The 25778-nt window shown below is 58.8% G+C and carries 20 protein-coding genes; 7 read left to right on the top strand and 13 right to left on the bottom strand.

Going from position 1 to position 25778, the window contains the following annotated elements; all coding sequences use genetic code 11:
• The first annotated feature begins 12 nt into the window (after nucleotides 1–12).
• Both AC1RJY_RS04860 and AC1RJY_RS04855 read left to right on the top strand, forming a co-directional pair.
• Nucleotides 13–255, top strand: a complete 243-nt coding sequence (locus tag AC1RJY_RS04860; protein ID WP_498601624.1) for a hypothetical protein — start codon at nucleotides 13–15, stop codon at nucleotides 253–255.
• Between the two features lie 23 nt (nucleotides 256–278).
• Entirely contained in the window at nucleotides 279–605 is a 327-nt protein-coding gene (locus AC1RJY_RS04855; protein WP_498601623.1) for a CBU_0592 family membrane protein, read from the top strand.
• Between the two features lie 323 nt (nucleotides 606–928).
• Here AC1RJY_RS04855 and AC1RJY_RS04850 read toward each other — a convergent pair whose 3' ends face one another.
• The 5 genes from AC1RJY_RS04850 to AC1RJY_RS04830 all read right to left on the bottom strand — a co-directional run bounded on the left by AC1RJY_RS04850 (nucleotide 929) and on the right by AC1RJY_RS04830 (nucleotide 5485).
• Nucleotides 929–1792 (bottom strand): substrate-binding periplasmic protein, encoded by an 864-nt coding sequence (locus AC1RJY_RS04850; RefSeq protein WP_498601622.1) that lies wholly within the window; start codon nucleotides 1790–1792, stop codon nucleotides 929–931.
• 61 nt (nucleotides 1793–1853) lie between these two features.
• Nucleotides 1854–2516 (bottom strand): amino acid ABC transporter permease, encoded by a 663-nt coding sequence (locus tag AC1RJY_RS04845; RefSeq protein WP_131134331.1) that lies wholly within the window; start codon nucleotides 2514–2516, stop codon nucleotides 1854–1856.
• Nucleotides 2516–3163, bottom strand: a complete 648-nt coding sequence (locus AC1RJY_RS04840) for an amino acid ABC transporter permease (RefSeq protein ID WP_498601619.1) — start codon at nucleotides 3161–3163, stop codon at nucleotides 2516–2518. Before AC1RJY_RS04840 ends, AC1RJY_RS04845 begins: the two co-directional genes overlap by 1 nt.
• Nucleotides 3164–3170: 7 nt before the next feature.
• Nucleotides 3171–3962, bottom strand: coding sequence for an amino acid ABC transporter ATP-binding protein (locus AC1RJY_RS04835; RefSeq protein WP_498601617.1), 792 nt, complete (start codon nucleotides 3960–3962; stop codon nucleotides 3171–3173).
• Between the two features lie 158 nt (nucleotides 3963–4120).
• Nucleotides 4121–5485 carry a flavin monoamine oxidase family protein gene (locus tag AC1RJY_RS04830; protein ID WP_498601615.1) on the bottom strand — a complete coding sequence of 455 codons (1365 nt, stop codon included), beginning with the start codon at nucleotides 5483–5485 and terminating at the stop codon, nucleotides 4121–4123.
• Nucleotides 5486–5706: 221 nt separating this feature from the next.
• Here AC1RJY_RS04830 and AC1RJY_RS04825 point away from each other — a divergent pair, with 221 nt between their 5' ends.
• Nucleotides 5707–7014, top strand: a complete 1308-nt coding sequence (locus AC1RJY_RS04825; protein ID WP_498601613.1) for a GntR family transcriptional regulator — start codon at nucleotides 5707–5709, stop codon at nucleotides 7012–7014.
• A gap of 243 nt (nucleotides 7015–7257) precedes the next feature.
• Here the strand turns inward: AC1RJY_RS04825 and AC1RJY_RS04820 are convergent, their stop codons facing one another.
• From AC1RJY_RS04820 to AC1RJY_RS04795, 6 genes are all read right to left on the bottom strand, one after another.
• Nucleotides 7258–8838: a carbohydrate-binding domain-containing protein gene (locus tag AC1RJY_RS04820; protein ID WP_498601611.1), complete on the bottom strand. Its 1581-nt coding sequence runs from the start codon at nucleotides 8836–8838 to the stop codon at nucleotides 7258–7260.
• 44 nt (nucleotides 8839–8882) lie between these two features.
• Nucleotides 8883–9671, bottom strand: coding sequence for a polyphosphate polymerase domain-containing protein (locus AC1RJY_RS04815; protein WP_498601610.1), 789 nt, complete (start codon nucleotides 9669–9671; stop codon nucleotides 8883–8885).
• Nucleotides 9668–10369, bottom strand: coding sequence for a DUF4956 domain-containing protein (locus AC1RJY_RS04810; protein ID WP_498601609.1), 702 nt, complete (start codon nucleotides 10367–10369; stop codon nucleotides 9668–9670). Before AC1RJY_RS04810 ends, AC1RJY_RS04815 begins: the two co-directional genes overlap by 4 nt.
• Nucleotides 10369–11514, bottom strand: coding sequence for a GtrA family protein (locus AC1RJY_RS04805; RefSeq protein ID WP_498601607.1), 1146 nt, complete (start codon nucleotides 11512–11514; stop codon nucleotides 10369–10371). Before AC1RJY_RS04805 ends, AC1RJY_RS04810 begins: the two co-directional genes overlap by 1 nt.
• Nucleotides 11511–12497: a phosphodiester glycosidase family protein gene (locus AC1RJY_RS04800; RefSeq protein ID WP_498601605.1), complete on the bottom strand. Its 987-nt coding sequence runs from the start codon at nucleotides 12495–12497 to the stop codon at nucleotides 11511–11513. The genes AC1RJY_RS04805 and AC1RJY_RS04800 overlap by 4 nt, the downstream gene beginning before the upstream one ends.
• A 363-nt stretch (nucleotides 12498–12860) precedes the next feature.
• Nucleotides 12861–13892, bottom strand: a complete 1032-nt coding sequence (locus AC1RJY_RS04795; RefSeq protein ID WP_498601603.1) for a DUF4192 domain-containing protein — start codon at nucleotides 13890–13892, stop codon at nucleotides 12861–12863.
• Nucleotides 13893–14436: 544 nt separating this feature from the next.
• Between AC1RJY_RS04795 and AC1RJY_RS04790 the strand changes: the two genes are divergently transcribed.
• The 3 genes from AC1RJY_RS04790 (at nucleotide 14437) to AC1RJY_RS04780 (ending at nucleotide 18740) form a co-directional block, all read left to right on the top strand.
• Nucleotides 14437–15912, top strand: a complete 1476-nt coding sequence (locus AC1RJY_RS04790; protein ID WP_498601601.1) for an SNIPE associated domain-containing protein — start codon at nucleotides 14437–14439, stop codon at nucleotides 15910–15912.
• Nucleotides 15913–16396: 484 nt separating this feature from the next.
• The gene (locus AC1RJY_RS04785; RefSeq protein ID WP_498601600.1) at nucleotides 16397–17791 is read left to right on the top strand and encodes an ATP-binding protein; all 1395 of its coding nucleotides are present in this window, start codon (nucleotides 16397–16399) and stop codon (nucleotides 17789–17791) included.
• A gap of 664 nt (nucleotides 17792–18455) precedes the next feature.
• Nucleotides 18456–18740, top strand: coding sequence for a hypothetical protein (locus tag AC1RJY_RS04780; protein ID WP_498601598.1), 285 nt, complete (start codon nucleotides 18456–18458; stop codon nucleotides 18738–18740).
• A 900-nt stretch (nucleotides 18741–19640) separates the two neighbouring features.
• Here the strand turns inward: AC1RJY_RS04780 and AC1RJY_RS04775 are convergent.
• Complete coding sequence (locus tag AC1RJY_RS04775; RefSeq protein ID WP_498601597.1) at nucleotides 19641–21734, bottom strand: metallophosphoesterase family protein; 2094 nt, start codon at nucleotides 21732–21734, stop codon at nucleotides 19641–19643.
• A gap of 85 nt (nucleotides 21735–21819) precedes the next feature.
• A complete protein-coding gene (locus AC1RJY_RS04770) occupies nucleotides 21820–23712 on the bottom strand; it encodes a hypothetical protein (RefSeq protein WP_498601595.1) in 1893 nt (630 codons plus the stop codon).
• An 852-nt stretch (nucleotides 23713–24564) separates the two neighbouring features.
• Between AC1RJY_RS04770 and AC1RJY_RS04765 the strand changes: the two genes are divergently transcribed.
• Complete coding sequence (locus AC1RJY_RS04765) at nucleotides 24565–25713, top strand: lipase family protein (RefSeq protein WP_498601594.1); 1149 nt, start codon at nucleotides 24565–24567, stop codon at nucleotides 25711–25713.
• Nucleotides 25714–25778 lie beyond the last annotated feature (65 nt).

Below are 25778 nucleotides of genomic sequence, written 5' to 3'. Positions count from 1 at the left end.
AGGAAGCCAACCATGGATCAACGGCACATCAGGGACTGGACTCTGCTCACAGGAACCAGCGTCGAAGTACGGCAACAGGGACTTTCGGTGTGCCGGGGATACGTCGACGCAGTGACGGAGGACGGATCCATTCTCTGGCTCCAAACCCTGACCCAGGGGCGGAAGCTGTTCGAAAAGGCGGAGTTTTACGAAGCCTGGGCTCTCGAAGAACGCACCGGCTTCCACTACGAAGTAACCAGCTCGGATTCGAAATAGTCGGCTTCCCACAAGAGGTAACAATGGAATTGCTGTTCGAAGCAGCCGGCTGGGTGGGAGCGGCAGCGATACTTGGCGCATTCCTGTCAGTGTCCATGGTCTGGCTCAAGGCCGGTAGGGCCTTTCAGACCGCAAACCTCCTAGGGGCTTGCGCGTTCATCATCAACGGCGCCTTTCACGAGGCCTGGCCTTCGGTGGTTTCCAACATTGTGTGGTTTCTCATCTCCGCTGTCGCACTTATCCGCCTGCGCCCTGTGCGTCACATGCCGGGTGTCCCTGAACCCACGGGACCTCTGCCGATCATCGATGCTTCCTCTGAATCCGGTGCCGCGGGCAAGAGATATTCTTGAGGCCCCACGGCGGCCATTCAGTGCCTGCTGATTGATTCCGAGCGCTGAGGTTCCAGCCGGTTAGCTGGATCTAAAAGGCCACTCCTTCGACCCGTCGTCTTGACCGTGGTCGAATTTTCTATGCCTCGGGACTGGCGGGGAGCCTACGGCGACGATCATCTTCCCGCTTGTGCCCGGTGGATTCGGCTGAATGCTGCCACGTGCTGCAGGCGACGACCACAACAAAGGGTTCGGGGGATTGGGGCCGCTGGTCACTCCCCGGGCCGACGAGAAGGGCGACGCCGGGTAGATACCCGACGCCGCCCTGGTCCAGTGCGATGGAGTTACAGTTCGCTGGGTTCGCCCGGCTCGCCAACGGAGGGGTCGATCCCGTACTTCTCGAGGATCTTCTTGATGGTGCCGTTTTCGCGGAGCGTTTTGATGTCCTCGTCCAGTGCCTTACCGAGGGCGTCGTTGTCCAGCGCTGAAGGCATCATGACCTGGCCAACAGCGGCGAACTGCGGGACGTTTGCGTTGGGCTTCACATCCACCACTGTGGCTCCCTCGATAGGGGCGTCCTTGAAACGGTATTTTGCTGATGCCGAAGATGCCACCAAAGCATCAATACGGCCCGCCTTAAGGTCTGAGTAGATGGACTCGTCGTCCTGGTAGATCTTGAACTTGTCTCCGAGCCACTTCGACATGCTGTCGTTCCAGAGGTTGCCTGCGACGGAGCCGATCATTTTGCCTTCAAGGTCGTCGCTCGTGAGGCCCGTCTTGGAGACGATGGCCTGAGGATCGCTCCACAGCGGCGTGCTCATGTAGACGATCTTGGTCCGTTCCTTGGTGCGCAGCCAGTTTCCCGAGCCGATGTCGACGCGCTTGGATTGCACCGACGGAATGACTGCTCCGGCGCCGCCGGAGGTGCTGACGGTGACCTTGAGGCATTCGAGTTTTGCGATCTCGGCGATCAGGTCTCCCTCCATGCCGGTGACGTTCTCCCCGCTGAGGATAGTGGCCGGTGCGTAGTCATAGCTGGCGACCGTGAGCTCACCTTCGGTGATGGTCTTGAGGTCTGCGTGGGCTGGTGTGCAGTCGGAGCTACTGGCTGCTTCGCTGCCGCCGCAGGCGGCGAGGGACATGGCGAGCATGCCGGCGACGGTGCCGGCGGAAAGCACGCGCACGAGGGGACGGGGAATTCGTGACATTGGTTTCTCTTTCTTTGCTGGGGTTGTCGGGGAGGGTCCCCAATGGTGTGAACGGAACAAATCAGTTGCGTAGCAGATGGCGTCCCAGACGCAGTTCCAGTAGCCGGACCAGGCCTAGGAAGACCAGGGTCAGGGATCCGTAGATCACCGCGGTGAGTGTGTAGACACTGAGGTATTCGAAAGTAATGGAGCCAATTTCGAATGCTTTTGACATCAGTTCGGGAACGGCAATGACGAAGGCCAATGCGCTGCCTTGGAAGACCAGGACGGCGAGTCCGGCCAAAGGTGGTGTGGAGATTCTGAGCGCCTGGGGGAGGATGACGATGCGGAACCCTGTCCAGCCGGTGAGTCCGGAGGTGATGGCTGCTTCCTTTTGTCCCAGCGGGACGGCGGCAAGTCCGGCCCGGAAGTATTCCGAGGCGTAAGCGCCGGTGTTCCAGCTGAGGGCGATGATGGCCGTCGTCAGGGATGTCAGGGTGATGCCGGCATCAGGGAGGCTGAAGTACAACAGGTACAGGAGCACCAGTGCAGGCAGCCCGCGTCCGATTTCCACGAAGCCAAAGGAGATCCACTGGAAGGGGAGGAATTTTGCTTCGGCCATCACGGCCAGTAGGAGGCCGAAGGGGAAGCCAATGAGCAGTGCGAGTCCGGTCAGTTGGAGACTGATGACCAGGCCTGGTGCGAGGTTCGGCATCCAGCCGAGCCATTGCGTGAGCAAGTCCATCAGGCCACTCCGATCTTTCTGCGCAGTTTGAGGTCGACTCGGCGTGCCACGAGGGCGACAACCAGGCTGATGATGATGTAGAGCGCTCCGGCGACGACGAACGAGAGCAGGCCTTCATGCGTTTGTTTCGCGCTTTGTTGTGCGTAGTAGGTGATCTCGCGGACACCGATGGTTGAAGCCAGGGCCGAGTCCTTGAGGAGGCCAATGCCGTAGGTCGCGATGGCTGGCAGGGCTACCCGGAATGCTTGGGGGGTGATGATGTGTCCCACGGTGGTGATGCTGCCCAGTCCGAGGGCGTGGGCGGCTTCGCGCTGGCCATCGGGGATGCTGAGCAGCCCCGAGCGGTAGATCTCGGCCATGAAGGCCGAAGCGATGATGGAGAAGCATACGATGGCTGCCTGAAGGGTGGAGAGCCGCAGGGCATACTGGGGCAAGCCGAAGTAGATCAGGAAGAGCCAAGTGATCGGCGGGATGACCCGGACGATGTTGATGTACAGAGTTGCTGCACCGCGGATGATGCCGATGGGGGAACGTGCGGCGCCTACGAGGACCAGGCCGATGATCCCGCCGATCAGCAAAGAAGCGCCGGTGACGTAAAGGGTGAGTCCGACGCCCCGGGCGATCGAAGTCAGAAGTTCCATGATCATGGCCGGGTCACCTGTCCAGTACGGCCTTGAGGAACTGCCGGGTTCGCTCATTCTGCGGTTCCGACATCACCTGCTGGCTGGGGCCGATCTCAAGGACGCCGCCGTTGCCCATCACCATGATGCGGTCCGACACATCACTGGCGAAGTGCATCTCGTGGGTGACCACCAGCATCGTCATGCCTTCGTCGGCGAGGTCGCGCATGACCGCGAGTACTTCAAGGCCGATCTCGGGGTCCAGAGCGGAGGTTGGTTCGTCGAAGAGCATAACTTTCGGCGATAGCGCGAGTGCACGTGCGATGGCAATGCGTTGCTGTTGCCCTCCAGAAAGCCGGGCAGGGTAGGCCTTGGCCTTTTCGGGGAGCCCGACCCGCCTGAGGAGTTGATTGGCAACTTCTTCGGCTTGTTCCCTGCTTGAGCCCAGCACCTTCCGTTGCGGAAGAGTGATGTTCTCCATCACGGTGAGGTGGGGGAACAGGTTGAAGCTCTGGAAGACCATTCCGGTGACTCGACGCAGGTGATCCAGGCTGGTCTTGTCCGGCAGTTTTTCGCCAGCAACAACACGGGCCCCGCCGATCGCGATCGTCCCCGAACTGGGCTTTTCGAGGTAGTTCAAGCACCGCAGGAAGGTGCTCTTTCCAGCCCCGGAAGGTCCGATGACGGACACTACCTCGCCCTCGGCCATGGAGAGGTTGACGTCCTTCAGCACCTCGATGACGCCGTATTTCTTGCCAAGCCCGGAGACCTCAACCTCGCCGGAGAGGGCGGTTGGGGGAGCTTTGGTACCAAAACTTAAGCCCATTTTCGATTCCTTCAAATAGCTGACGCATGGGTGGCTTCCCAGCCGCGCTCACTTTGGGGGGGTGGTGTGATGAGAGCCGCACTAGGCTGTGGCCTCAATCACATCTAAAGAATACATCATTGAATGATTAATGCAATAGGGTCTTTTGAAGCGTTCTGTCAGTACGTTGCGGTCGGAACAGACCGCAGGATCTCTTGGGTGACTCGTTTAGCCTCTGAGTACGCTCCATGGGTGCCGGCAGTCTCGGAAGAGTAGTCACCGGCAAAGTGCAGGGTGCCGTCGACGGGCGCTTGAAGCTGGGGAAGTGCTGCGGCGCGAGTCGGTGTCAGCAAAGAAAAGCAGTGGCGCCAGGACTGGATGCTGGCCCCAAGGATCCGTCCCCGAAGTTGGGGTGCCACCTTAAGAAACTCCTCCAGCCACTGTTCCAGCACGCCCGAGGCCGAATCATCGGCTTCCTCGATGTATCCGGCTGAATTGCCATAGCAGACAAACTGGGCGGTACCGTCCTTGCGTCCAGGCCTCGGATTAATCACTACATCGAACAGACGGCCGGCGGTGACGATGAAGGACCAGTCGTCGATACCGGACAGTTCCGGCGTGCTGATGTCCACAACCGCTCCGAGCTCGGTCGAACCGGGAGTCTGCACGGCCTCCAGTGCTTTGCTCTTCCATTCCGGCAACTGCACCATGGCGGCGATCCGGGGAGCGGGGACGGCCATGATGATGTGCCTCGAGGTTGCGTTCCATGTTTCAGCCGCAGCCCCGGTTCCTTGGTTGACTGGGGCACTTAGGTGCGGCTCGGCACAGGCTTTTATGTTCCACAGGCCTTCAGCATCCTGGCGAATGGTCTCTACGCGGTGGTGCAAGCGGACTTCGGTGGACTGCAGTGAGCTGGCCAGCGCAGCAGGGATTGCTTCCATACCCCTCAGGGAGACTACGCGGTTCTTCTTTTCTTTGACCAGGTAACTGGCGAAGTACCTTAAGGCATAGGTTGCGCTGAGCTGGGAAGGGTGAGCTACAGAGCCACCGCGAATGGCCGCGATAAGTATTTCCTGGACGTCTTGAGGCAGGTCGCAGATTCGCGACTGGGCAGATTCTTCACCAAATCCCGGCGTGGACGGGCGAAGCTGGCCATCTACCGTATTTGCGTAGTATTCCGAAGTTGCCCGGTCGATGAAGGCCCGGAGCTCGTTGCGTGACTCTTCTGTGAGAGGAAGCCGTTCAACCAAGTCATCATTGTTGGTGGAGACTACGGTTTCCCCGTTGACGTGGATCCCGAAAGTTGTTGGTTCGAACGGCTCCAACGCCACGCCCAGTTCGACTGCCAACTCGTGTGAGGCGGTGCCGGCGTACACGAACATCGCCCCCATGTTCACCGGCTCCCCGTGGATGTCCACTGTTTTCGCACGCCCGCCAAGTCGTCCGGTTTCTTCCAGTAAGACCACCTTCTGGCCTGCGCGCTCAAGGTTGTATGCCGTGGCCAGACCGGCCGGACCTCCGCCAATGATGGCGACATCGTACATTTTGCTCTCCTTGGAATTTAGGGTGGCGGTCCGTGTGTTTCGGAGTGCCGGATCATTGGTCTCCATGATTGGCAGCGGCCGGAAAGATGGGAATACCTCCGAGGAGAAACCTTGATGAAATGAGTCTGTGAGTCAGGACGCCGCTTCCCTAAACTGGCCTCATGGGGAGTTGAGATGATCGCTTGGAGCTCAAGCGCGCCGTTCTGACGGCACCGATCTGGATGCAGGCAACCAAGAGTTCCAGCCGCCAGGTTGCGGACGCCGTCGGCCTGAGCCAGTCGTTCGTGGCGCGGACGTGGAAGGAGCTTGCTGCGCCCGCCCAGGAAGTCGGGTCGCTAAGAGAAATACTTGCGGATCGGCAAATGGTCTTGGTCGGATTCGCTGTTGGACCAGAGGGGTCATGCCTCGTGCTAATTCCCTCCCGCGCGTCGCGTCTGCGCTACCCGGCCAGCCTGACGACCAACAGCAAAAGGCGGCTCCGGACGGTGCTGGCGGCTGACCTGCTTCGAAGCGTTGTGCGGGAACCGAACCGCGCAGACGACTGCCTCGACCTGTGGTCATCGCTGGAGTCCAGCGGGCGCAGCATCATTCAAGAAGCCACAGTTGTGGTCAGTGCCGGCTTTGCGGTTCCTGCCGGCCTGCGCACGGCGGTTCACTTTGCCGATTCCTGGGCATGGCAGAAACTCGCAGGCGCATTGGACCTCCTGCCGGAAGTGCCAAACGGTGAGACGTTGACCGACCTGGAATGGCGCATACGCCGCTGGTACCACAGCGGGCGAAGCCCCTTTTCGTGGACGGTTGACCGCAATGTGCCCACCATGATGGGTTCAATCGCCCATGAGGCACAGGGGGCTGAAAACATATTGGCTGAAGATATACTTTCAGCAATCCGCCAAGGGCTGGTGGACGGATTTTTTTCCGGAGAAAGCGAAATTTCTCTCTCTACTCTAAATCGCTTGCTTGGTGCCCCTGTGAGGGACATTCGAGCTGCCGTCCGCGCTCTCACGGAAGATGGTTTAGTCACCGCCGCCCGATCCGATTCCGTGGTTGTGCGAATTCCCTCCCTCGATGATGTGTCGGAGACCTATATGGCCCGGCGTGCCTTGGGAGCAATCGTGGTCCGAGCAGCGAGCCGATGGAGCCCCGGCGCCCGATCCCGAGTGAAGCACCACCTTGATGAGCTGGGGGATTGTGCCGGCCGCAATGATGTGACGCGTGCTCACTACGTCGATATGGACTTCCAAATCGCACTGTTCGAAGCATCAGGTTTGAACCGAATACCGGCAATCCTGGAGACGCTCACCAAGCAGGCATTCATGCATTTTGCGGTCATGGGAGCCCGTTATGCATTTTCGCCCCAGATTATTCTTGACCAAAACACGGAGATTTTTGAAGCAATAGACGCCGGAGATCTCAAGGCTGCAACTTTGAGTTGGCAGACAAAAATGGATGCTGGGCTCAGTTACCTTGCCCAACACATCTCTGCGATGAACGCAATCAATGAAGGACGAGGTTCGAACCGGGGCTGAACCAACTGCCCGCATAGGCAGTTAGGCGACGGTCACAGTGCCTGGGCTCGGATGATGTTCATGCGGTTTTCGACGGCGGTGGCGTGGTCTGCTTCGTGGGTTGGTGCGGGGGAGGACTATTTGCTTGGTGGGTTCCATAGTGATGATGGGCATGCTGGTTTCTTCTCCGGGATTGCAGGCGTAGGGGAAAGGTGTGGAGGGCAAACGTCCAATGATCGTCTAGAATACTCAGCTGATACCGAGTTACCAGCGGCCCCCGCCACCACCACCCGGGCCCTGAGCCTGGGTGTAATCGCCCGCTGTCACGGTTCCCTGCTGCTCGGCACCGTTGTTGGAGCCGGTAGTCATCCCGGAATCAGCGTCAGCACTGCCACCGGTGTACACGGTGTACGTGGCCCCGTCGGTGATGGCCGAGGACGAGTACACCAAGGATGCGATGGTCTTGGTGGTCACGAACGTCGCAACCACTGCTCCGGCGGAATCAACAATATGTACCGGGGTTCCGGCTGAGACTGACGAGTCGAACGTCACCTGAACACCCGACTGCGTGGACGAAGTACCCGGAGTAACCGCCATTCCGGCGCTGCCTGCCGCAGCTACGGTGCCGCCGGTCACGGTCAATTCACCGTTCACGTCCAGCGCTCCGTTGCCGTCGTTGGAGGGACCGTTCACCACCACGGTGCCGCCGGAGACGGTGGCGTTTCCGTTGGAGTCCAAGCCGTCACCCTCTGAATTAATGGTGAGGTTTCCGCCGGATACGTCCACTGTGTAGTCGCCAACGGTCTCGCCGCCGCCCATCGGACCGCCGCCTGCCGCGCCCGCATTGGTACTGGTCGAAGAGCCACCCGAGGCGTTCACGCCGTCGTCGTTCGCTGTGACGGTGACGTCGCCGCCGGCGACAACAATGTGCTGGGCCTCCAAGCCTTCCTCCGACTCTGCCACTGTGACTGTTCCACCGGAAACGGTGAGGATATTGAAGGCTTTCACGCCGTCGTCGCCGGCGTTGACCGTCAGCGAGCCGCCGCTGACCAAGAGCCAGCCGCGGCCTTCGTCGGTTTCGTTGTCGGCCTTCACGCCGTCCCCGCCAGCGGTCACCTGGTAGGCGCCGTCCAACAGGACCGTGTAGTCCTTCCCGCGTATGCCGTCGTCCACGGCGTCGACGGTGACGTTGCCGGCCGCCATCACCAGTCCGTCCTTGGACACGATGCCGTCGTTGGATTTGCCGTTGACGGTGAGGGATCCGGTGCCGGCGATGGTTAGGTCTGCCATGGAGTAGAGGGCCGCGTTGGGGGCGTCCTCGCTTTGGTCGGCGTAGGTGGTGGCGTCTGTCAACGTGTTGGTGCTGCCGTCCGCCAAGTACACGATTGCTTCGTCCGCGCTCTGCACTACGAACGGTGAACCGGTGGAGTTGCCCAGTTCCACGCCGTCCAGGATGATGCGCACCGTGTCTTCTTCTCCCGCTGCCACCACGATCTGCCCGTCACTGAGGGAGCCGCTGAGGCGGTAGGTTCCGGCGGCGCTGATGGTGACGGTGTTGCCGTCTACCGCCACGCCGGTGGAGGACGACGACGTCACTTTGCTGCCGCCGTCGGACAGGCTGATTGCCACTTCAGCCACAGTGTCCCAGGTGAGGTCGTCGCTGTCGTAGTGGGTGTCTTCCTCAATGGTGGCGGCGGTGACTGCCTGCTGGGTAGTGGTGGTCGACGTACCAGTACTGCCGGTGGTGCCGGTGGACGTGGAACTCGTGGCGGCGGTAGAGCAGCCGGCCAGGGAGATGGCCAGGGCGACGGCGGCAACGGAAAGGGAAGTGCGGAAAGAGCGCATGGTGGATTCCTAGGTCTGTGGAGGGAAAGTCAGTGGAAGGGCGGTCAGTGGAGGGGCCGCAGGGGCATCCTGCGCCGAAGGGTTTGGTTCCAGCGATTGGCCGGGAGCTCGGGATGGAGGGCGGCCATGCCGGTGGCGAACTTGGAGATGCGGCAGGGGCGGACACCGTGGGCCCACAAGTGCCTGTCCAGAGGGCCGGGAGCGGAGCCGGATTTTGTCTCCACCACCACCGCGTTGTCCAAAACCCAGGGCTTGCCATCGGGGGCTTGCCACGTGACATCGGAGTCGATGGTGGCGCGGCTGCCGGATCCGGGGAGGTACAGGGTGGTTCGGTCGTAGCGGGTGGACAGGACCGGCTCCAGCGGGCCGAACGCGACATCGCCGATGGTTGCCGCGAGTGTCTCGTTGACGTACGCCAGCCCCTCCTTGGTCAACCGGTCGCGGTCGCACAGCTCATAGGGGATGCGCTCCTTGACGGTGGCCTCGCGGGCGCCTTCGGTCTTGACTTCCAGGAAGCTCACGGCACTGTCCACATAGGTTCGTGTGCGGATCTTGAACCTGCGGCGCCGGCCATGTGCGGCGAGCATGTAGCTGTCCAAGCCGGGCGTATCGAAGTAGACGGAGTCGTAATCGAAGGTCCGCTTCCCGTCCATTTCCAGGACCCGGGCTTCGGTGCTGAAGGTGCTGAGGACCTTGCGTGCCGTTGCCGATGGAACCAGATACTTCCGATCAACCCGGGTCAGCAGCGCGGCTTCCGTGGTGAGTTCTTCAAGCCCGACGGCGGGCAGCCCGCTCAGCTGCGGGATGATCGCTTGGGCGTCGATGCGGCTCATGCGACACCGGCCGTGGTTGGCACGGGCGGCTGGGTTTGCTGCGACGCAGGCTGCGGGGCCTGGGCCGGCAGTTCCTCCGGAGCCGGGGTCAGCGCGCCGGCCGGCTGGTTGAAGCCGAGCTGTGAGTGCCGCGGCTGGGACGGGTTTTGGTGGAGGGGGCGGACCGCGTACCGGACGTCCACAATGGTCTTGTCGTTGACCAAGTCCAGTTCCTGGATGGTGGCCGAATGAACAGTGCCGTTGAGGACTTCCTCCAGCCGGGCGTAGAGCTCGGGCTCGCTGTTGATGGCACGGTCCAGCACTACGACTTGGTGGCGGTAGGCCGGGAGGACCCGGGGGTTGTCGCCGACGAACATCACCAGCAGAACCAAGGCCATCAGGGAAAGGGTCAGCCAGAGCGGTTCGACGCCGATGCCTGCGATCAGTCCCAACGCCAACGCCGAGAAGTAGTAGGCCACTTCGTGCTGGGCGAGTTCCGTGGACCGGAGTCGGATGATGGAGAGAACACCAAACAAGCCCAGTCCCAAGCCAACACCGGCGGCCGAACCGGACAATGCTGTGGCGACTGCCAGGACGCCGACGTTCATGCCCAGGTAAGACACCACCAGGTCGCGGCGCCGGTGCCGGCGGAGGTAGAGGGCGAGCGTCAAAATGGTGATGGCGGCCAGGTCTGCCGCTATGAGGATGATGGTGTTCATCAGTTACTCCGGAATCTCTTGGGGGACTGATCTCCACTTTTCCCGGCGAGGCTGTGTTGAAACTGTGCCGGGACCAAGGCTGGGATATGTGTTTCGACGGCGGTGGCTTCCGTTGGCGTGGCCCGTGCCTTCCGGACGAACAAGAGCCGTTGCTGCACCACGTAACTGATGCCCAGCAGGGTCAGTTCGGTGACGAACTTTGCCAGGAGGTCCGGGATAGCCAGTGAAGTGAGGGTCCACATCGCGGCGTAATTGGCGGACAACAGGACGAGCATCAGGGCCGCATATCCTGTAGCCGCGGCACGCAACGAAGTGTCCCGCCCGTGGTCAAAGACCAACTGACGATTCATCATGAAGTTCACGGACGCGCTCACCAGCCGGGCCCCCACCACCGCCAGCAGAAGGGAGTCCGTCACGGCACTCAGGAGCAGGAACATCACCAGGTCCACCGCGAACGCGGACAGGGACGAGCCAAGGAACTTCAGCAGCGGTGCGTAGATCCTGATCGAGTCGGCCACGGGGCGAAAGTGAGAGCCCGAGTTGTGGTCCAGATAGACGGTGGCTATTTCCACACTTTCGATGCCGTAGCCGGCCTGTTTCGCCTCCAGCAGCAGGTTGAGTTCGTACTCGTACCGCTGCCCACGGACGGTCAGCAGCCAAGGGATCATATCCGCCCGGTAACCGCGGAGGCCCGTTTGCGTGTCCGTGATCCGTTGACCGGTCGCGAGCCTGAACAGACCCCGGGTTACTGTGTTGCCGAACCTGCTCCTGGCGGGGACGTTTCCGGTGAAGTTCCGGCAGCCCAGGACCATTGCAGCCGTGACGTGACGGACGCGGTCGGCAACGGCAAGAATGTCGGCCACTCCGTGTTGTCCGTCGCTGTCAGCGCAGACCACGTCATGGCCCGGGAAGCGCTCGGTGATGAAGGCGAAACCGATCTTCAGTGCGTGGCCCTTGCCGCCGTTCACGGCGCAACTGAGCACCTGGCACCCAAGCCCCGCGGCGTCGTCGAACGTTTCTTTATAGTCAGGCCCGGAACCGTCGTCCACCACCACGATGGTCAGCCACGGATCGGCTTCCTGAAGATTGCGGACAAGGGCCGTGAGCTGCTGGTCCGGTTCGTACGCCGGTATGAGGATGATCATGACTGGGCGATGTAAAGGATGTCCGAGGTGCCGCGCTCTTTGTTGTCGCCGAGCGGGTTGTTCACCAAAGAACCGTTGAAGTACATGGTGGAGGAACCGCCGCCGTCGATGTTGTACGCGGTGGTGGCTCCCAAGTCCTTCATGATCTGGGCCAGACCGGTCATGGTGACACCGGCGCTGTAGCCGGGACTGCGGCCGTCCACCACCACGAACACCAGGTGGTTCTCATCGATCACGCCCACGGCCGTGCGGGGCTGCTCGCCCTGGATGGAGTGGTTGCCGAAGTTAGTATCAACCTCCACGTCCTCGATGCCCGAGGCGATCTGACCGTTGTCCAGCAGCGAAGGCCCGAAGGAGAGTGTGTTCCACACGCCGTCCGCGATGAGCTGGTCGGCGGTGGTGGTGGTCTCGTCGTACACCTTGACGGTGCCGTCCTTGTAGAAGGCGAGCCCTTGCCGCGCACCCTCATCCCGATACACCACACCGTTGCGGATCACGATGCCGGTGTCGCGGAAGCCGTAGTAGTCGCCGTTGATGGCGAAGATCGCGTTGTGGTCCTCGGCGATCGCGGACGTGGTCTCGGTGATGTTCTCGCCATACGTGTCCTCGGCAAACGCCGACTTCAGCGTGGTGGCATCATCAAGCACGACGTCGGCAACGTAGTAGGTGACGGTATCGTCACCGCTGCCGGTGGTCACGGTTGAGATGGTGACACCCGTGTCGCCCGAGGTGTACGAGGTATCGGTGACCACGGCACTCGCCGACGTGTCAGTGGAAGTCTCGTCCGTCGTCGTGGTTGTGGTGGTTCCGGCCTGGCTCGCCTCGTATTCGGAGACGTTGGTGATCTCAGCGTGCGGGACCACGAACCGGTCAAGTGCCCAGGCTGCGGCACCACCGGCAGAAAGAGTGACCGCCAGAACGGCGGAGATCACGGCGCGCCGTGTCCGGCCGCCCTTACGGTGTTCAGTCTGTGGAGGAGGCATTCCTCATTTCTACGGAGCAAGGCTACGCCGGAGGTTTGCCCAACATATGCGGGCGCTGTGAAGGTTCACCAGTGTCGGCCCGTCTCCGGACGGATTCGTAAACTGGAACCTGTGGGCTGCCACTCCGCAGAGTAACGGGCAGGGATGTTGGGATCGCCCGGCCTCTGCCCGGCGGAGCTGTTGATGAGTTCGCGCAAGATGTCTGTGTGCCAAGTATGCCTCGCGGCACACACGTAGGTGTGGACCAAGATCTAGCGGAACGTGAGATTCTTCGTTTCGTCCGACCCGCACCACTCCTTCTACGTCCCTGAGTGAAGACATGTGTCCGCTCCTTAGCCGTTTTGCTCGGCCTCAGAAACTGGCTTAGGGCATGTCGAGCCTGGTTTTGTATGCGGTGTTTCTGTTGGTGTTCCACCCGGCGATGATGCCGGCTCCGAGCATTTGGTCGGTAAGTCGTGCGAAGCGGTAGCCGGGGTCGGTGTCGAGGGCGAGTTGCATGAATTGGTGCGCTTTGGAACCTCGACCTTCCCACCAGTAGATGTAGCCGATGGTGGTGAGGATAGGTGCTGCGTGTTGTGGGCTGGTTCGTGTGTAGGCGTGCAGGAGGAGCTGTTGTGCCCATTCGATCCGTGACCATTGTGGTGCTGTCTCGGTTTGGGCGAAGAGGATGTGTTGGGGTGGTTCGTTGATGCCGGGGATGTCGGCCATGAGCCGGTCGCGGATGTGGGGGAACTGGAAGTTCGCGATGAGGGTGGCGCAGTCTTCATCGGAAGGGAAGTCGTTGCTTTCGAGCATGGCCGTCCATAGCTGGCTTGCTTGCCGTGTGGCTCGATGAGGTGACTGGGCGCGGATCGTGTTCATGCAGTTTTCGACGGCGCGGGCGTGGTCAGCTTCTTGGGTTGGCGACGGGAGGGTGATTTGGTTGGTGGGTTCAATGGTGCTGCCGCGGTAGATGAATTCGGCGTTGACTCGGCTGTATTCGGTCGTACTTATGGGCATGCTGATGTCCTGGCCGGGTTCGCTGTCGTAGGGGGAGTAGCTGTCGTCGCTGACGAAGATGCCGTCGCGGATGGTGATGCCGCTTTCGGCGAGAACTCCGGTGAGCGCTGCAATGGTCGCTGCGTGCGGCTTCGGTTGCCCTGGTTGGCAGTGCTGCGAGGTGTAGAGGGCGAACACGATGCTAGTCGCGTTGGTGTCGCTTGCGAGGTAGCTGCTGACCGTGCGGGCATAGGGGAGTTCTGTGCCTGGGTACCGGGGGAGGTCGATCCGGAGGGTAGCGCCGACCTTGCCGTTGTCCAGGGTGATGCAGACCAGGCTCTCTTGGGGCCAGAACCCTAGGGTGTGCCCGATGAAGCTGAGCAGGTCTGCTGGGTCTTTGATGGTGAGCGCATTCATTGTCCTGTTCCTTTGCCCTTGAGTTGTGCGTGTGGATATTGGTCTTGTGTGTCGTTCTGATAGGGGAGCTGTGCGCTGGGTCGGGGCTGGAGTGCAACTTGGGATACCGGGGAAGGGGCGGAACGTTCGGGAGGATGGACGCGACGCAGAAGTGCGGAGCAAAGTTTCCGGCCAGCGATGATCGGTTATCAGATTGACAAGCTGCGTTGTTGCTTCTGGTAATTCATGAACAGTGCTCAATGCAGCACCATGACTCCCGAAGCGTTCATCTTCTGCCGCTTCTATATCGGTGGTGGCGTCACCAACGCCTCGGCCATGTAGTGGAGGAAGCCGATCAGACTAGGTGTACGCAGCCGCGCTATCCCGGTACTGCGGTGCTAGTCGGTGATGTGTCTGGTCCGGGCGGTGCGAAATGATCTGGCCGCTTGTTCGAGTTTCTGGTGGGGGTAAGGCAAGATCATCTTGGGGGAGCCATGCATGTTGATCTGAACTGCTGCGTTATGAACCCAGTTGTTTTATGTTTCGACGACGATAGGTCCCCTTTGTGAGCGTTCCCGCTGGTTGGTACACCGACCCTCAAGACTCTGCCCTTGTCCGCTACTGGGACGGCATGCGTTGGACTGATCACGTGCAACCGGTTCAGCCCGCACAGCCGGCACCTGTGTCGAGCGCTCCCCAGAGCCCTGTCCAGGTTCAGCAGCATTCTCAGCAACCGCAGGAAGTCAATCAGGGACGTGTTGGAGGTGCGCGCAAGGTCGGATTTTTCGGCGCGAAGAAGACAGCCGAGACCGCCCTTGCCGATGTGGAGCGGCTGCAAAGGATCCTGGATGAGCGTGGCCTGCTCGAGTTCGACCAGATAGAAGCCAGTCGGGACGAGCTCCGCCGCACGGCTGAGAACGAACGTCGCGAATGGGCATCTGAAAATCAGCAGCTTCAGGCTCGACTGCACGCCCTGCGTTCTGAACTTGCTGAGACAGAAGGCCAGCTGGTGACAGCTCGCGCGTCGGCGGCGCTGCAAGAGGTAGGAGTCTTTGACTTTGACCACCCAGCAGAACACTCTGCTCACTTGGGGGCCAGGCTGGATTCCGTCCGTGTCCAATACAAGGACATGGCCCGGGCAAAGCGGGCCATTCACGCGACGTCGAACTTCACGTTCAACAACTCGGCGAAGCAGGGCATGAAGTTCGTGAACCAGATGTCGACCATCATGCTGCGCGCTTATAACGCCGAAGCCGAGAACTGTGTGAAAACGGTCAAAGCTGGAAACCTCACGACAGCGACAGCGCGCTTGACCAAGGCGAAGGAACAGATCGAACGCCAAGGCACCATGATCAACCTGCGAGTCGATGAGACGTACCACCATTTGCGCATCCAGGAAATGGTGCTCGCCGCAGAACACCTCCAAGCTCTTGCTGCGGAGAAGGAACTGGAGCGCGCCCGACGCGAAGATCTGCGTGAGCAGAAGAAAGCTGAAGCGGAACTGGCCGCCGCCCGGCAAAAACTCGCCAAGGAACGGGCCATGCATCAAGCAACCCTGGACGCTCTCATAGCCAACGGGGACCTCGAAGGTGCTGAACGAATGCGCGCCAAAATCGTTGAAGACGAACTCGCCCTCGCCGACGTTGAACGGCGTGCTGCGAACATCCGCGCCGGCTATGTATACGTCATCTCCAACATCGGCGCTTTCGGGGAAAACATGGTCAAGATCGGGATGACCCGCCGGTTGGAGCCCATGGACAGAGTCAACGAACTCGGAGATGCGTCCGTACCGTTCCGGTTCGATGTACACGCGCTCTTTTACTCGGACGATGCCCTCGCCACTGAGGCAATGCTGCACCGGACGTTCGCTGAGCAGCGCGTCAACAAGGTCAACCTCCGCCGCGAATTCTTCCGGGTTACCCCGCACCAGGTCCTGGAAGTACTGAAAGAACACCACGTCGAACTCGTTGAATTCACCGAACAACCCACCGCCGAAGAATTCCGCCTCAGCACACCGGAAGCAGAGGCTTTGCCCGTCTAGCGCGCAATAACCAGGTCCCAGCCCAAGCGGCGTCGAGGCGAGGGAGTCGGCCGCTCGTGCGGGGCATGTCATATGCGCCGTTATCGGCGTAGCAAGGTGTGGTCACGGGCAGCCCTAGCGGGCGTGAACCGTCAATAGAGATGGGGCCGTCCACGGTAAACGAATGAGAATATTACCTCGAACCGTCCAGGGGTCCTTCCCTCCAGAGGCAGGGCGTCTTATGGGGGTCCGCCCGCTCCTCTGAGCCGTGCTTCTGCTGTGAACCTGTCATGGGCATAATAAGGCGCTCTACATGTAGGAGGTTGGCGCTGGCCTCCAGTTGGACTTCACCGGAAGCTTCGATGTTTTTTCCCACCTTCCTGGTGCTCGGAGGCCTCGCACTCGAGCTTCGTCGATGTGTCATGGATCACTTCCATGTGGTCGCAAGGTAAACACCACCCCACAATGTGAATTCATAGCCATCAACAGGTCTTAGACTTACCAAATGACCATGCGACTGCCGTCTCGTTACGAAGACCTGGATCCTGCATTTCGAGGGCGACTAGAACCAAATCCTGTCCTGATTGATTTGGTTCAGAAGGGCCTCAAGAGCATGCAGATGTCCGGAGGGATTAAATTTCTCCCGATCTACGGACCAAGCGGTTCTGGCAAGAGTTCGGCTGCGCGTGAATTGCAAACCCACCTTCCGGAAATCAAAGTCATAGAACTCACGCGTGCGGCTATTTCGTCCGAGTCTGCCTTGGTATCCGAAATCAAGGCGGCTAAGGGCCGACGAAACCAACCCAGCCTGATCGTCGCGGTTATTGACCAGTACGAGGAGAACGTTGCAGCACGCTCCGACGTACCGACGCAGTTTGTCGAACGACTTAGCCTCCTGGACCGAGGCGAGCTCCGTCGGGAACCGGTTCTTTTTGTATGGCTCACTACTAGCCAGCAATTTCAGTCTGAGCTTGTCGATGCGACTAGTAGGAACACAAGAATTCTCCTCAGCCGTGACTTTCAGCTTGATGGGCCCCAGAGGGACGACTGGCCCCGCATCGTTGAAGAAACATTTGAGTTTCACAATGCAGAGCAGCCATTGGCAGACTTTGAGGTCCTACGTGGAGACATCGAACAAGTTGCAGACAATGCAGCGACGATTGGTCAGTGCATCGAAGGTGTGGCTGACCTGCTAATGAATTCTGTCTCCGGGCTCCAAGACTTGTCCAAGTACCAAGTTGTCATGCTGTGGCCGGTCACTGACGGAAACCGAATCACGCTCATCAACAGTTTCAGCAACCCGAGGGAGGGTTACAAGCTTGATTGGAACGCGTTTTACCGCGAACTCAATGACCAAGATAGGCGGACGCTGCCCCTCTCAGAACTGAACCGGGCGCGTCTCTACTTTGACGTTCGACTGATCCCGATCGCGGCTGCGGACCTTCATCGGCTTTGCCAGAATCTAGACAACGACGCCACCAAACTGCATGCCTCATACCTAGCGCGGTTCGGAAAATCGCACTTTGCGTCAGTTGTAGGCGAAACATGGGACCCTTCTGCGTACGGACGCATGCGTGAACGCCAAACGTCCAACAGAGCTAACGAGGCCCGTGATTGGTATCTGACAGTCACGACCAGTCCCACCGCTCTGGGCAAGAGAATTGCCAAAGTCTTCCAAGAGCTCGGTTATAAGGCGAAGCACGAAGTCGACGTTGTTTCAAAACACAGCACCGTCCGAGCGGATGTGTTTGTCGAACGTCCGAACAGCCAACAAGACACCGTTATTGTTGAGCTGAAGGCCTTTAGTCCAACGAATACAATGCCTTCAACCATCAAAGATGCCATCAAGACGACACTTAAGCGCCATGCCCAATTCGGCGGCTTCTTGGGTCGTCAGTAGCTGTATGTACTAGCGAGGTTCCTCGCACTCCCCATGATAAGTCTGGTAATCCGGTGGGGGATGTACGCGGTGGCTGTCGAGGCACCTTTGAGTCGGGGTTTGCTCTGCTGTGATAGCAGTGCTCGATAAAGCCAGCGCAACCGAGCATACAGGTGCGATACTCGAGGACAAGGCGAAGACCAATATGCTTGCAACTACATATACCCCCATTCCCCTAACCGGATAATGAGCTTTCGTAGGGGTGGGGGAGTGGCTTGTAAAAGCAACGAAGGGGATCCGAATCGCCGTGAAAGCTTCTTAGTGGTGGCAGATTTGGAACTGGATCCGTCCTAAGAGGTGTGATGTCACTGGAACCGCGCTCGTGTCGAGAGCGGTTCCAGGTGGCCAGCATATAGAGAGACCAAGGCGAGTTCATATCGCCTCGGGGCCGATTTCAGGGTCCCGCCCCGAAGTGTTGGGTACTATTTGAGCGTTCAGATTCCGCTCAGTACATTGCGGTGGTTAGGTAGTAAACGCGGGTCGACCGTATGATCCAAACCCATCCTGGGCAGCCGACCGCAACGGTCACGCCTATCTGCGATAAGGCTGGCGAAACAGCCCGAAGAACTGTCTGAGTGCATGTTGAAGAGTACTGAGGCTGGCCGTGCAAGTAAGAGACAGAGAAGTGCCCTACAAAATCTACTTAGTCAAAGGTGAGGTTGTCTTTCCCGCTGGCGGATCCTCATGGAAGTTTGCCCATTGGCACGATGCAACTGACAGAATTGAGGATTTCAAGAAGGGTGCTGTGGGGCGCGCTCTTAGAGAGCAAGTGCGCGTACATGTTGAGCTGGCCCTGATCCACCGCCCGGACAATGACTACAACCCAAACGCAATCTCCGTTACAGCCCCCACTGTTACGGCGGAGACCGTGACCAAAGGTTCTTTGGCTACCTATATGAAAGAGAGTTGAGACGAATTGGAGAGACTCTTCTCGCTGACCTTGCCCTCGCACTGGGTGGCGATGAAATGCGTTGCACCGGAATAGCGAGCCAGTATGGTCTTGAGTTAGCTCTACCCGAACCCGTGGAGTTGATAATGGCGGTTGACAGGTTTCGTGGTCTTGACCTGAAGGCTAAATGAGCAACGACGGCTGCGCCGGACGAGGAGAGGTTGCGTAAGCCGGTACCCGTGATTCCGTGAAGCTGTGGCTTAGGGCAGGGCGCTCCTGTCGGGGATGCGGCGGTTTCTCATAGAAGTCTTCAACGCAGATTCTCCGAACCGATCCGAGGAAGTAATTTCGCGCGGGGCTTCGACCGCGCTTCCGGCCGTAGGCGCTGCTTGCACGCTGTCACCACGCGGTTCTGCACAAGCACTTGCTGGGTTTCGTTGGTCTAACAAATCCAAGGACCAAGCGCCGGTAACTGAGTATCGTCAAGCTGTGATGCCACCTTGGAACCATCGCTAGGACTAGCGGGTACGGTCCCACTATGCGACTTCCGGATTGCATGATGTCCAACGGCTGATGTCATCTTGTCTGTGGGCACTCCGTATAGCCGTATCCAGTAGTCCACGAAGAGCTAGGAGCTCCTTAGTCAGGACCGGTCAAGCGGCCCAATTTTCGTCTGCACTAGCCCAGCCTAGAGCTTCACTGCTGCCCACACCGCCAACGGTAGTCGTCGTTACGATCTTCGGCGTCTCGAGCGAGAACGCTTGGTGGCACCTGTTGGGATGCCATAGTCCCAGCGAGCTTCCAGTCACTGTGCTGCGTAGTCGCAATACGAGGACATAGAACGTTATAGCAATTCGGTGAAGGAACGAACCTCTCTACGAAGGGGGAACGGTGACTGGGGGGGGCGGGGCGAGACGCCACTCAGATAGGCCAATCGTCCGTCGTCCAGGTCACCGAGCTTATTGCGTTACGGTCAGCGTCCCCTGACCAATGCACGTTGGTCACTGACCGCCCCGTTACCCTTAACTCGCCCACGTTGTTGTCGCGCACTATCACTCCGTCAAGTCCCTCAAAGCCCGATGACAGCCGACTCAGCGGTCCACGAACCAAAGCAAAGCGCTGCTGTTCTATCCAGTTTGGCGCGCCAAAAGCGTCCGTCGCGTCTTGCTTTGCCTTCAGAATTGCAGCATCGGCTTCTGGGTCCAAACCTGTAATCGTTGGGTCATCCGCCACTGCCCAGATGGGGCCCTCGTGAGTAGGGGTCCAAACGCTTACCTCTCTCTGAGGCTCAGGCGGTCCCGCAAGTACCCATCTGAGGCCACGACCGCTGTTTCCGCCAACATAGTTTTTGGTCGCCGATGAGGTGAATTGGGCAATTCGGACATCAGTCCCGCCCCTTAGCCGAAGTCTTATCGCCGCAGAAAAGCCGTAGTGCACGTCCCCAGAGAGAATTATGAGCCGTCTAATTCCCGCTTGTGTGGCCATCCGGATAATGTCGACCTGACTTTGCGGATTGGCCAGCCAGGACTCAAAATCCGCGTTAGCTTCATCAGTCCAAAAAGCGAGGGCGGACTGCACGCGTTCTACTCTCGGAATGCCCCAGACGGGGCCGGGAGTGAGGAGCACAGCAGTGCCGTCATTCGCTACCTCACGAAGCATCGATCCAGTCAAGGACCGTGCTGATTCATCGAGCAGGCGCGGTGCTCGAGTGTTCCGCCTTTTCGAGAACCCGTTTACAACGTCCTCAACTGGTTCCGTCGGCGCACGTCGCGTGCGACTGTCAACAACAACGACGGGAGGGACGGTGGGGGCCTTATAAGTCCATACTTGAGACTTCAAGGTAGTAACAGCGGCATTTGCCTGTTTTCCGGTTCGTGCGTAATCCGCTACACGGAGGTAGTCCCGCTCCGAAAACACAGACGGTTCATTGCCCCAACCCTGAAACGCCCAGTATGCGGCCATAGCGTTCAGGATGATTCGTGGGCCGCGCGGAGAGGCTAGTGGTGCCCGAGGAAACACCGTGTCCTTCCACGTGGGAGACAGTCCTGTTTTGACTCGACGCTCCCAATCTGAATTCAAGTTCCAGTCGTCTGTGATTTCGTGGTCGTCAAATACCATGTAGGTTGAGACGTTAGCGAGAATTTTCCGCATGGCAGTCGAACCGGCGCGAGCGTTCTGTAAGCGGTCTAACTGAACCTTATAACCTTCCTTGACCCATCCCTCTGGTCTTGGACGAGCCATGGCTTGGTACGACCTCGATGCACTTGGATATCTCTTCGGCCACAGGTCTGGATTCCAGTGAAGTAGGTAGAGGGCAGCCCACTCGCCGAACGTTAGTAGATGGTTTGAGCCGGCGGTGCCTGCCGTTAGCATGGCCTCTGCAACGATGCGGGTCCTTCCCCGGAGAGGTATGCGCTCTGGATGAGGGACGTCGGGGATGCTCTCAGACCGGCCAACCAACACCGTGCCCAAAGCATTGAGATGGGCGATCAAAAGGTCTGCCACGTCGTCTGCATAGATCTGGTCTCCGCCTAAAAATAGGCCCTGTATTCTATTTAGGGGATCTATGGCGTGTTCCGTAAGCAAGCGTTCGAAGGCGGGCGCGGCGTCTATCCCTTCGCCGTGCAACTTGCGGCAGCTTGCGTACATTACGTGCAGCGGTTGCCTTGGCCCCTGCAGCAGGAATGTGGGGAAGGGGATGCCGTCAAGAGCTATGTCCTTCATGCTCATTAGGGCCGCCAAGTTCCTGTTAGACCCACTTCTTTCCACAATGTCGTATGCGAGTAGTGTCTCTTGGGGCAGACGCGCGACTCTCCCAGAAAACGGAGGAAGGCCTCTGTCGCCCGTGCCCCCTAACATGTAAATCCATAGTTTTGCGCCAAGCCTGTAAGACGAGGCGAGTCCGGTCTGTAGGAGTTTGCCGAGGATTGGCTTGGAGGACCCCGGCAACACTTCGTATATGCGCAGTTCGGGATCGGCCAAGGGCACGGAGGTGGCCAGCCAGACATATGTCACGGCTGGCTCCGCACGCCGTATGATGGGCCCCGCTAGTACCACGGGCAGTGTGGGGATCTGTGGCGGTCGCATATCGAGGCCGGAGTTAAGGGCCGGCGTGGATTTCAAGTCGTTCGTAAACGAACCCGTCAGTAGGAACTGTGACATCAAACTCGTGGATTATGGGGTACACACCAGAGGGTTTAGCCGCGTCTGCCTGAGGATCCACTCCGGAACCAACGCTTACATATTCGGGCCCATCGACACCCAGCACTTCCTCTGCCTGAATTCTTGCGTCCATATATTCGAGCACCGACTTCAGCGGATTGCGAGTGGGATCGTACCCCCGCTCGCCCTCGACATGTTTGGCGAGCCATGCCAGGGCCGTCCGCTCCCTTCCCCGACGAATTGGAATGCAAGCACGTAGCCACGGGCTATTTAGGAACTCGTTGCGGCGCGTATCGCCGTCAGCCTGAATGACCCAACCCAAACTTGATCCCATAGGTGCTGGTTCGGATTCGGCAGTAATTGTATATTCAGGACGTCCCATGGCGTTCAGGGTTGATGCATAGCGAGGCCTCCACCACGAGGGATGGTTGAAAGTAAACATGGACTCGATATCAAAAAAACGGTGGAAGTATTCGATTTCCAATGGTGTGGGAAGAGACGGATCATCACCTGTCGAGAATACTTCTGAGATCATGCGATTTAGCACCTCGAATCTCTCCTCGCGGCGGAGGTCGGCCGCTGGCCGATGTCGGATTCGTCGGTGCTCAGTTATCAGCGCCTTCTCCTGCTCAAACTTCTGCTGGAGCAAATCCTCGGTGGCCTGAGCCCGTAGGGTCTCCACCTGGGATTCCCAGGCTGCTAGGACGTCAGTCGTTGGCGTCCAGGAATATGAATAAGTCAGGCTGACGCTTGAAGCATCACCCCGTCTTATTGGCAATTTCGAGGTGACGGTTCCGGTTGTGTCCGTTTCGTCTAACGGCCAGGGATGGATATCGTTGCGAGGTGCTGGCGCGTCATCATCTTTTCCGCCCCCTTCTAGATCGGTAACCGAGTCGAGTGACACAGCGGTCACGATCCTGCCTGGGCCCGGAGCAATAACTAGCGTGACGAAATGCGTTTCCCACTCGTCATCCCAAGCGACCTCCGAACTTGATGATCCTGTGTCCGTTCCACCCGAAGGCTTCGGCGGAGCTCCCGGAGGAACGTCCGATTGCGGTATATCCGACGGTGTTCGAAAATGCACTAACTTGCTTTGCGCTAGCGCTTTTCCGGGGTCGCAAACATAAACCTGCCAGACGAGGGTGGGACCCATATCCTGCACCTTGACACGCACCTTCCGCAAAACCCTGCGGAGCCCATAGCTGACCGGATCTGGTGAATCGTTATGTATCACTCTTCGCGTGAGATTGGTCGACGTGATTTCTTGGGTGTCCCGTGTTCGGAATGAAAAGGACTTCGTTATTCGTTCAGATGCTCGTGTCGTGAGTTCAGTCAGCCGACGTGACGTTTCTTCCCTGCCGCGCGTGCTAGACACAGCCATGTCAGCCCTTGCCTGACCGGAGGCGTGCCATACTCCCGCCACCCCACCCCCACCGCTAACAGTCATCGCGGCAGAAGAGTCGCGCTGGATCATTGACGAAACCTTGTCAGATACCTCATCTACCTCTTTTTCCTCGGTGGCGGTCTCACTTACGGTTACTGACCCTTGTTCCATTTGCTCTTCGTGCGTCTGCTTTTTTATGGTTTCATACAGCACTTCTAAAGTTTCCAATGGTGCGATTGTGAAAGCCTGCTCAAGCGGCCCGACGCCTTCTTCCACATGAAAGAAGAGTTGCCGGTAAAAGTTGGCGACGCCGACTGGTGCGAGGGCCTCTTCAATCGTTGGCGGCATGAATGAATACGTTCCGTGCCCGAGGGCAGCCTCCAAATCCAGAGTCAGACCAGTGCCCTCTGCACCATCGAGTAGAGCTTTGTCCACTTCTGCAATCATCTTTGCAAGCAGAGCGCCCCGCTCAGCCCGGAGGTCAAAGGACTTGGGTAGCTTCCCGACGTTCCTGTTACCCGCGATTGGAGCGGTATGGACTCGGTTTTGAGAAGACGCACGGGTCTCCATGGAGGCTCTGAGATGGGCGATGGTCTCCCCAATTGATGTGCCAGTACTCCAGGATCCCACCAGCGACTTAACCGCCCCTCTTACTTGACGGATAACGCCGCTCGGATAGAACTGGCTACCAACAGTTACGGCTCCCGGGAATCCGGGGACCTGAACCGAGTTCACACTCTTCGCACGAATCAAGTTGCCGTCGACGTCGACCGGCGCGGCTTGACTGGGGAATGAAGGCAGTTTTTGTGTTGCCGGCCAGCCCGTCCGGTGCCGAGCGCCGCTGAGTTCAATGGCAGTGGGGAGCCCAGACCTATTCATCAGAGTAGCCCTAGGGGATCGTAGTGCTTGATCTGTTGCGATCGTCCCGATGCCCCAAAGCGAAATCCAACGAAGGATGAGGGGTTCATAAGTTGCAACAGTCAGTGTTGCGTAGGCATCTGAAAAGCGGCTCAGTTTCGTGGTCACAGGAGGTCTCCGTCCAAGAATGCGAGTAGGCTCATCATCCTCCCGCGGGCCCCTGGGGTAAATAGGGCAGTTAGAAAGAGGGGGAACCAACTTTTGACACAACGAACATCAGATAGCGATCGCTTTCCGCGGACAGGTTCGAGTTGAGTGGCTGCAGTGCGGCTGTGACTCACGAACGCAAGAATGCCGGAGTTTTCAGCAGATGCGTTGACTAGCGTGTCAGCCGGGAGCAGAGTTGCGTAAGCACTCGTCGATTGGCTCCAAGGAGTTAATATGGGCCTTGTATTCATACATGGCGTTGCAAATCGTCTCGGACCCGACTTCTCGGCGGCCAATCGGACTCGCAATGCCTACCTGAGGGAGTACGTGTATCCGGCGCTCGGGATGTCCGAAGAGGTAGAACCCGTTGATCCCTACTGGGGCGACTTAGGAGCTACATTCCGCTGGAACCATGCTTCAGTTCCTCGGGGAGAATATGAAGCCTTTGGCGCAGTCGATTCAGTCGACTTGGCGCTAGCTCAAGTTCTGATGGGGGAACCGCTTGTAGGCGTGAATCCAGTTACAGAAATCAGTAGGAAAAGCCCAGAAGGTGCAGTGGACCTGTTGTGTCATGTGGCCGCGCAACGTCTCGTGCGCGAAGAGGACATTCGTGCGTTAGCCTCATTCTCATCGAAAGCGAGTAAACACCTAACCAATCAAGGGTCCAGCACGCTGTCGAGTGCTAGCCACGATAAGGAATGGCTCTCCGCGCTGGTTCGCGACCTTCAGGACGCCGAGCAACCCGAAGATTTAGGCACGGAATACTTCGGTGGCAGCGGCTTATGGCGTAGCTTGTCTGAATCCGTGGTACGTCTGCAAAGTTCCGCCGCGCGATTGACTGGGCGGATTGGCGCGGATGTTTTCAGGTACAGCATGCATCTGCAGGCCGCAACCTTCATAGGCGACGTGTTCGAGTACATTGCGAATCGTGGGGACCAGGGGCAACCCGGTCCAATCGTACAAAGGGTCATTTATGCCCTTGAGTCAATCCCTGATGGTCAGAAGATACATGTGTTGGCTCACAGTCTTGGGGGTGTGATCGCTTATGACGTACTTTCCTATTATCGACCAGATATTCGGGTAGAAAGCCTTGTCACCTGCGGATCACAAGTGGGCTTCTTTCAGGAACTCGGACTGTTGAACCGACATAAAGGTGTGAACCCCGAGGCCCATAGTCAAGTCGAGTCACTGCCCAACGTCGTTCGCTGGATAAACATTCTGGACCGGAACGACCTACTGGCGTTTTCGGCCCGAGGGATATTTCAAGGTGTACACGACTATGAGTACTCAACGGGGCGCGGTCTATTTGCGGCACATGGAAGCTACTTTTCCATGCCTAGCTTCTACAAAAGGCTTGCTACTAGGATTGGTGAGGCGACGTGACTCTTACAGTATATTCGAAGACTCCCGGGCCGCAGATTCACTGCTTGGTGATTGGTATAGGTGGT

The organism is Arthrobacter sp. GW822-FHT05G07 (genome assembly GCF_058799755.1).
Note: the sequence above shows the minus strand (reverse complement) of the source record. Positions and strands in the feature narration are given on the sequence as shown.

What these genes read in the sequence shown, in the direction of transcription:
- AC1RJY_RS04860 (WP_498601624.1), top strand. Translation starts at nt 13, where the DNA reads ATGGATCAACGGCACATCAGGGACTGGACTCTGCTCACAGGAACCAGC.
- AC1RJY_RS04855 (WP_498601623.1), top strand. Translation starts at nt 279, where the DNA reads ATGGAATTGCTGTTCGAAGCAGCCGGCTGGGTGGGAGCGGCAGCGATA.
- AC1RJY_RS04850 (WP_498601622.1), bottom strand. Translation starts at nt 1,792, where the DNA reads ATGTCACGAATTCCCCGTCCCCTCGTGCGCGTGCTTTCCGCCGGCACC.
- AC1RJY_RS04845 (WP_131134331.1), bottom strand. Translation starts at nt 2,516, where the DNA reads ATGGACTTGCTCACGCAATGGCTCGGCTGGATGCCGAACCTCGCACCA.
- AC1RJY_RS04840 (WP_498601619.1), bottom strand. Translation starts at nt 3,163, where the DNA reads ATGATCATGGAACTTCTGACTTCGATCGCCCGGGGCGTCGGACTCACC.
- AC1RJY_RS04835 (WP_498601617.1), bottom strand. Translation starts at nt 3,962, where the DNA reads ATGGGCTTAAGTTTTGGTACCAAAGCTCCCCCAACCGCCCTCTCCGGC.
- AC1RJY_RS04830 (WP_498601615.1), bottom strand. Translation starts at nt 5,485, where the DNA reads ATGTACGATGTCGCCATCATTGGCGGAGGTCCGGCCGGTCTGGCCACG.
- AC1RJY_RS04825 (WP_498601613.1), top strand. Translation starts at nt 5,707, where the DNA reads ATGCAGGCAACCAAGAGTTCCAGCCGCCAGGTTGCGGACGCCGTCGGC.
- AC1RJY_RS04820 (WP_498601611.1), bottom strand. Translation starts at nt 8,838, where the DNA reads ATGCGCTCTTTCCGCACTTCCCTTTCCGTTGCCGCCGTCGCCCTGGCC.
- AC1RJY_RS04815 (WP_498601610.1), bottom strand. Translation starts at nt 9,671, where the DNA reads ATGAGCCGCATCGACGCCCAAGCGATCATCCCGCAGCTGAGCGGGCTG.
- AC1RJY_RS04810 (WP_498601609.1), bottom strand. Translation starts at nt 10,369, where the DNA reads ATGAACACCATCATCCTCATAGCGGCAGACCTGGCCGCCATCACCATT.
- AC1RJY_RS04805 (WP_498601607.1), bottom strand. Translation starts at nt 11,514, where the DNA reads ATGATCATCCTCATACCGGCGTACGAACCGGACCAGCAGCTCACGGCC.
- AC1RJY_RS04800 (WP_498601605.1), bottom strand. Translation starts at nt 12,497, where the DNA reads ATGCCTCCTCCACAGACTGAACACCGTAAGGGCGGCCGGACACGGCGC.
- AC1RJY_RS04795 (WP_498601603.1), bottom strand. Translation starts at nt 13,892, where the DNA reads ATGAATGCGCTCACCATCAAAGACCCAGCAGACCTGCTCAGCTTCATC.
- AC1RJY_RS04785 (WP_498601600.1), top strand. Translation starts at nt 16,397, where the DNA reads ATGACCATGCGACTGCCGTCTCGTTACGAAGACCTGGATCCTGCATTT.
- AC1RJY_RS04770 (WP_498601595.1), bottom strand. Translation starts at nt 23,712, where the DNA reads ATGATTGCAGAAGTGGACAAAGCTCTACTCGATGGTGCAGAGGGCACT.
- AC1RJY_RS04765 (WP_498601594.1), top strand. Translation starts at nt 24,565, where the DNA reads ATGGGCCTTGTATTCATACATGGCGTTGCAAATCGTCTCGGACCCGAC.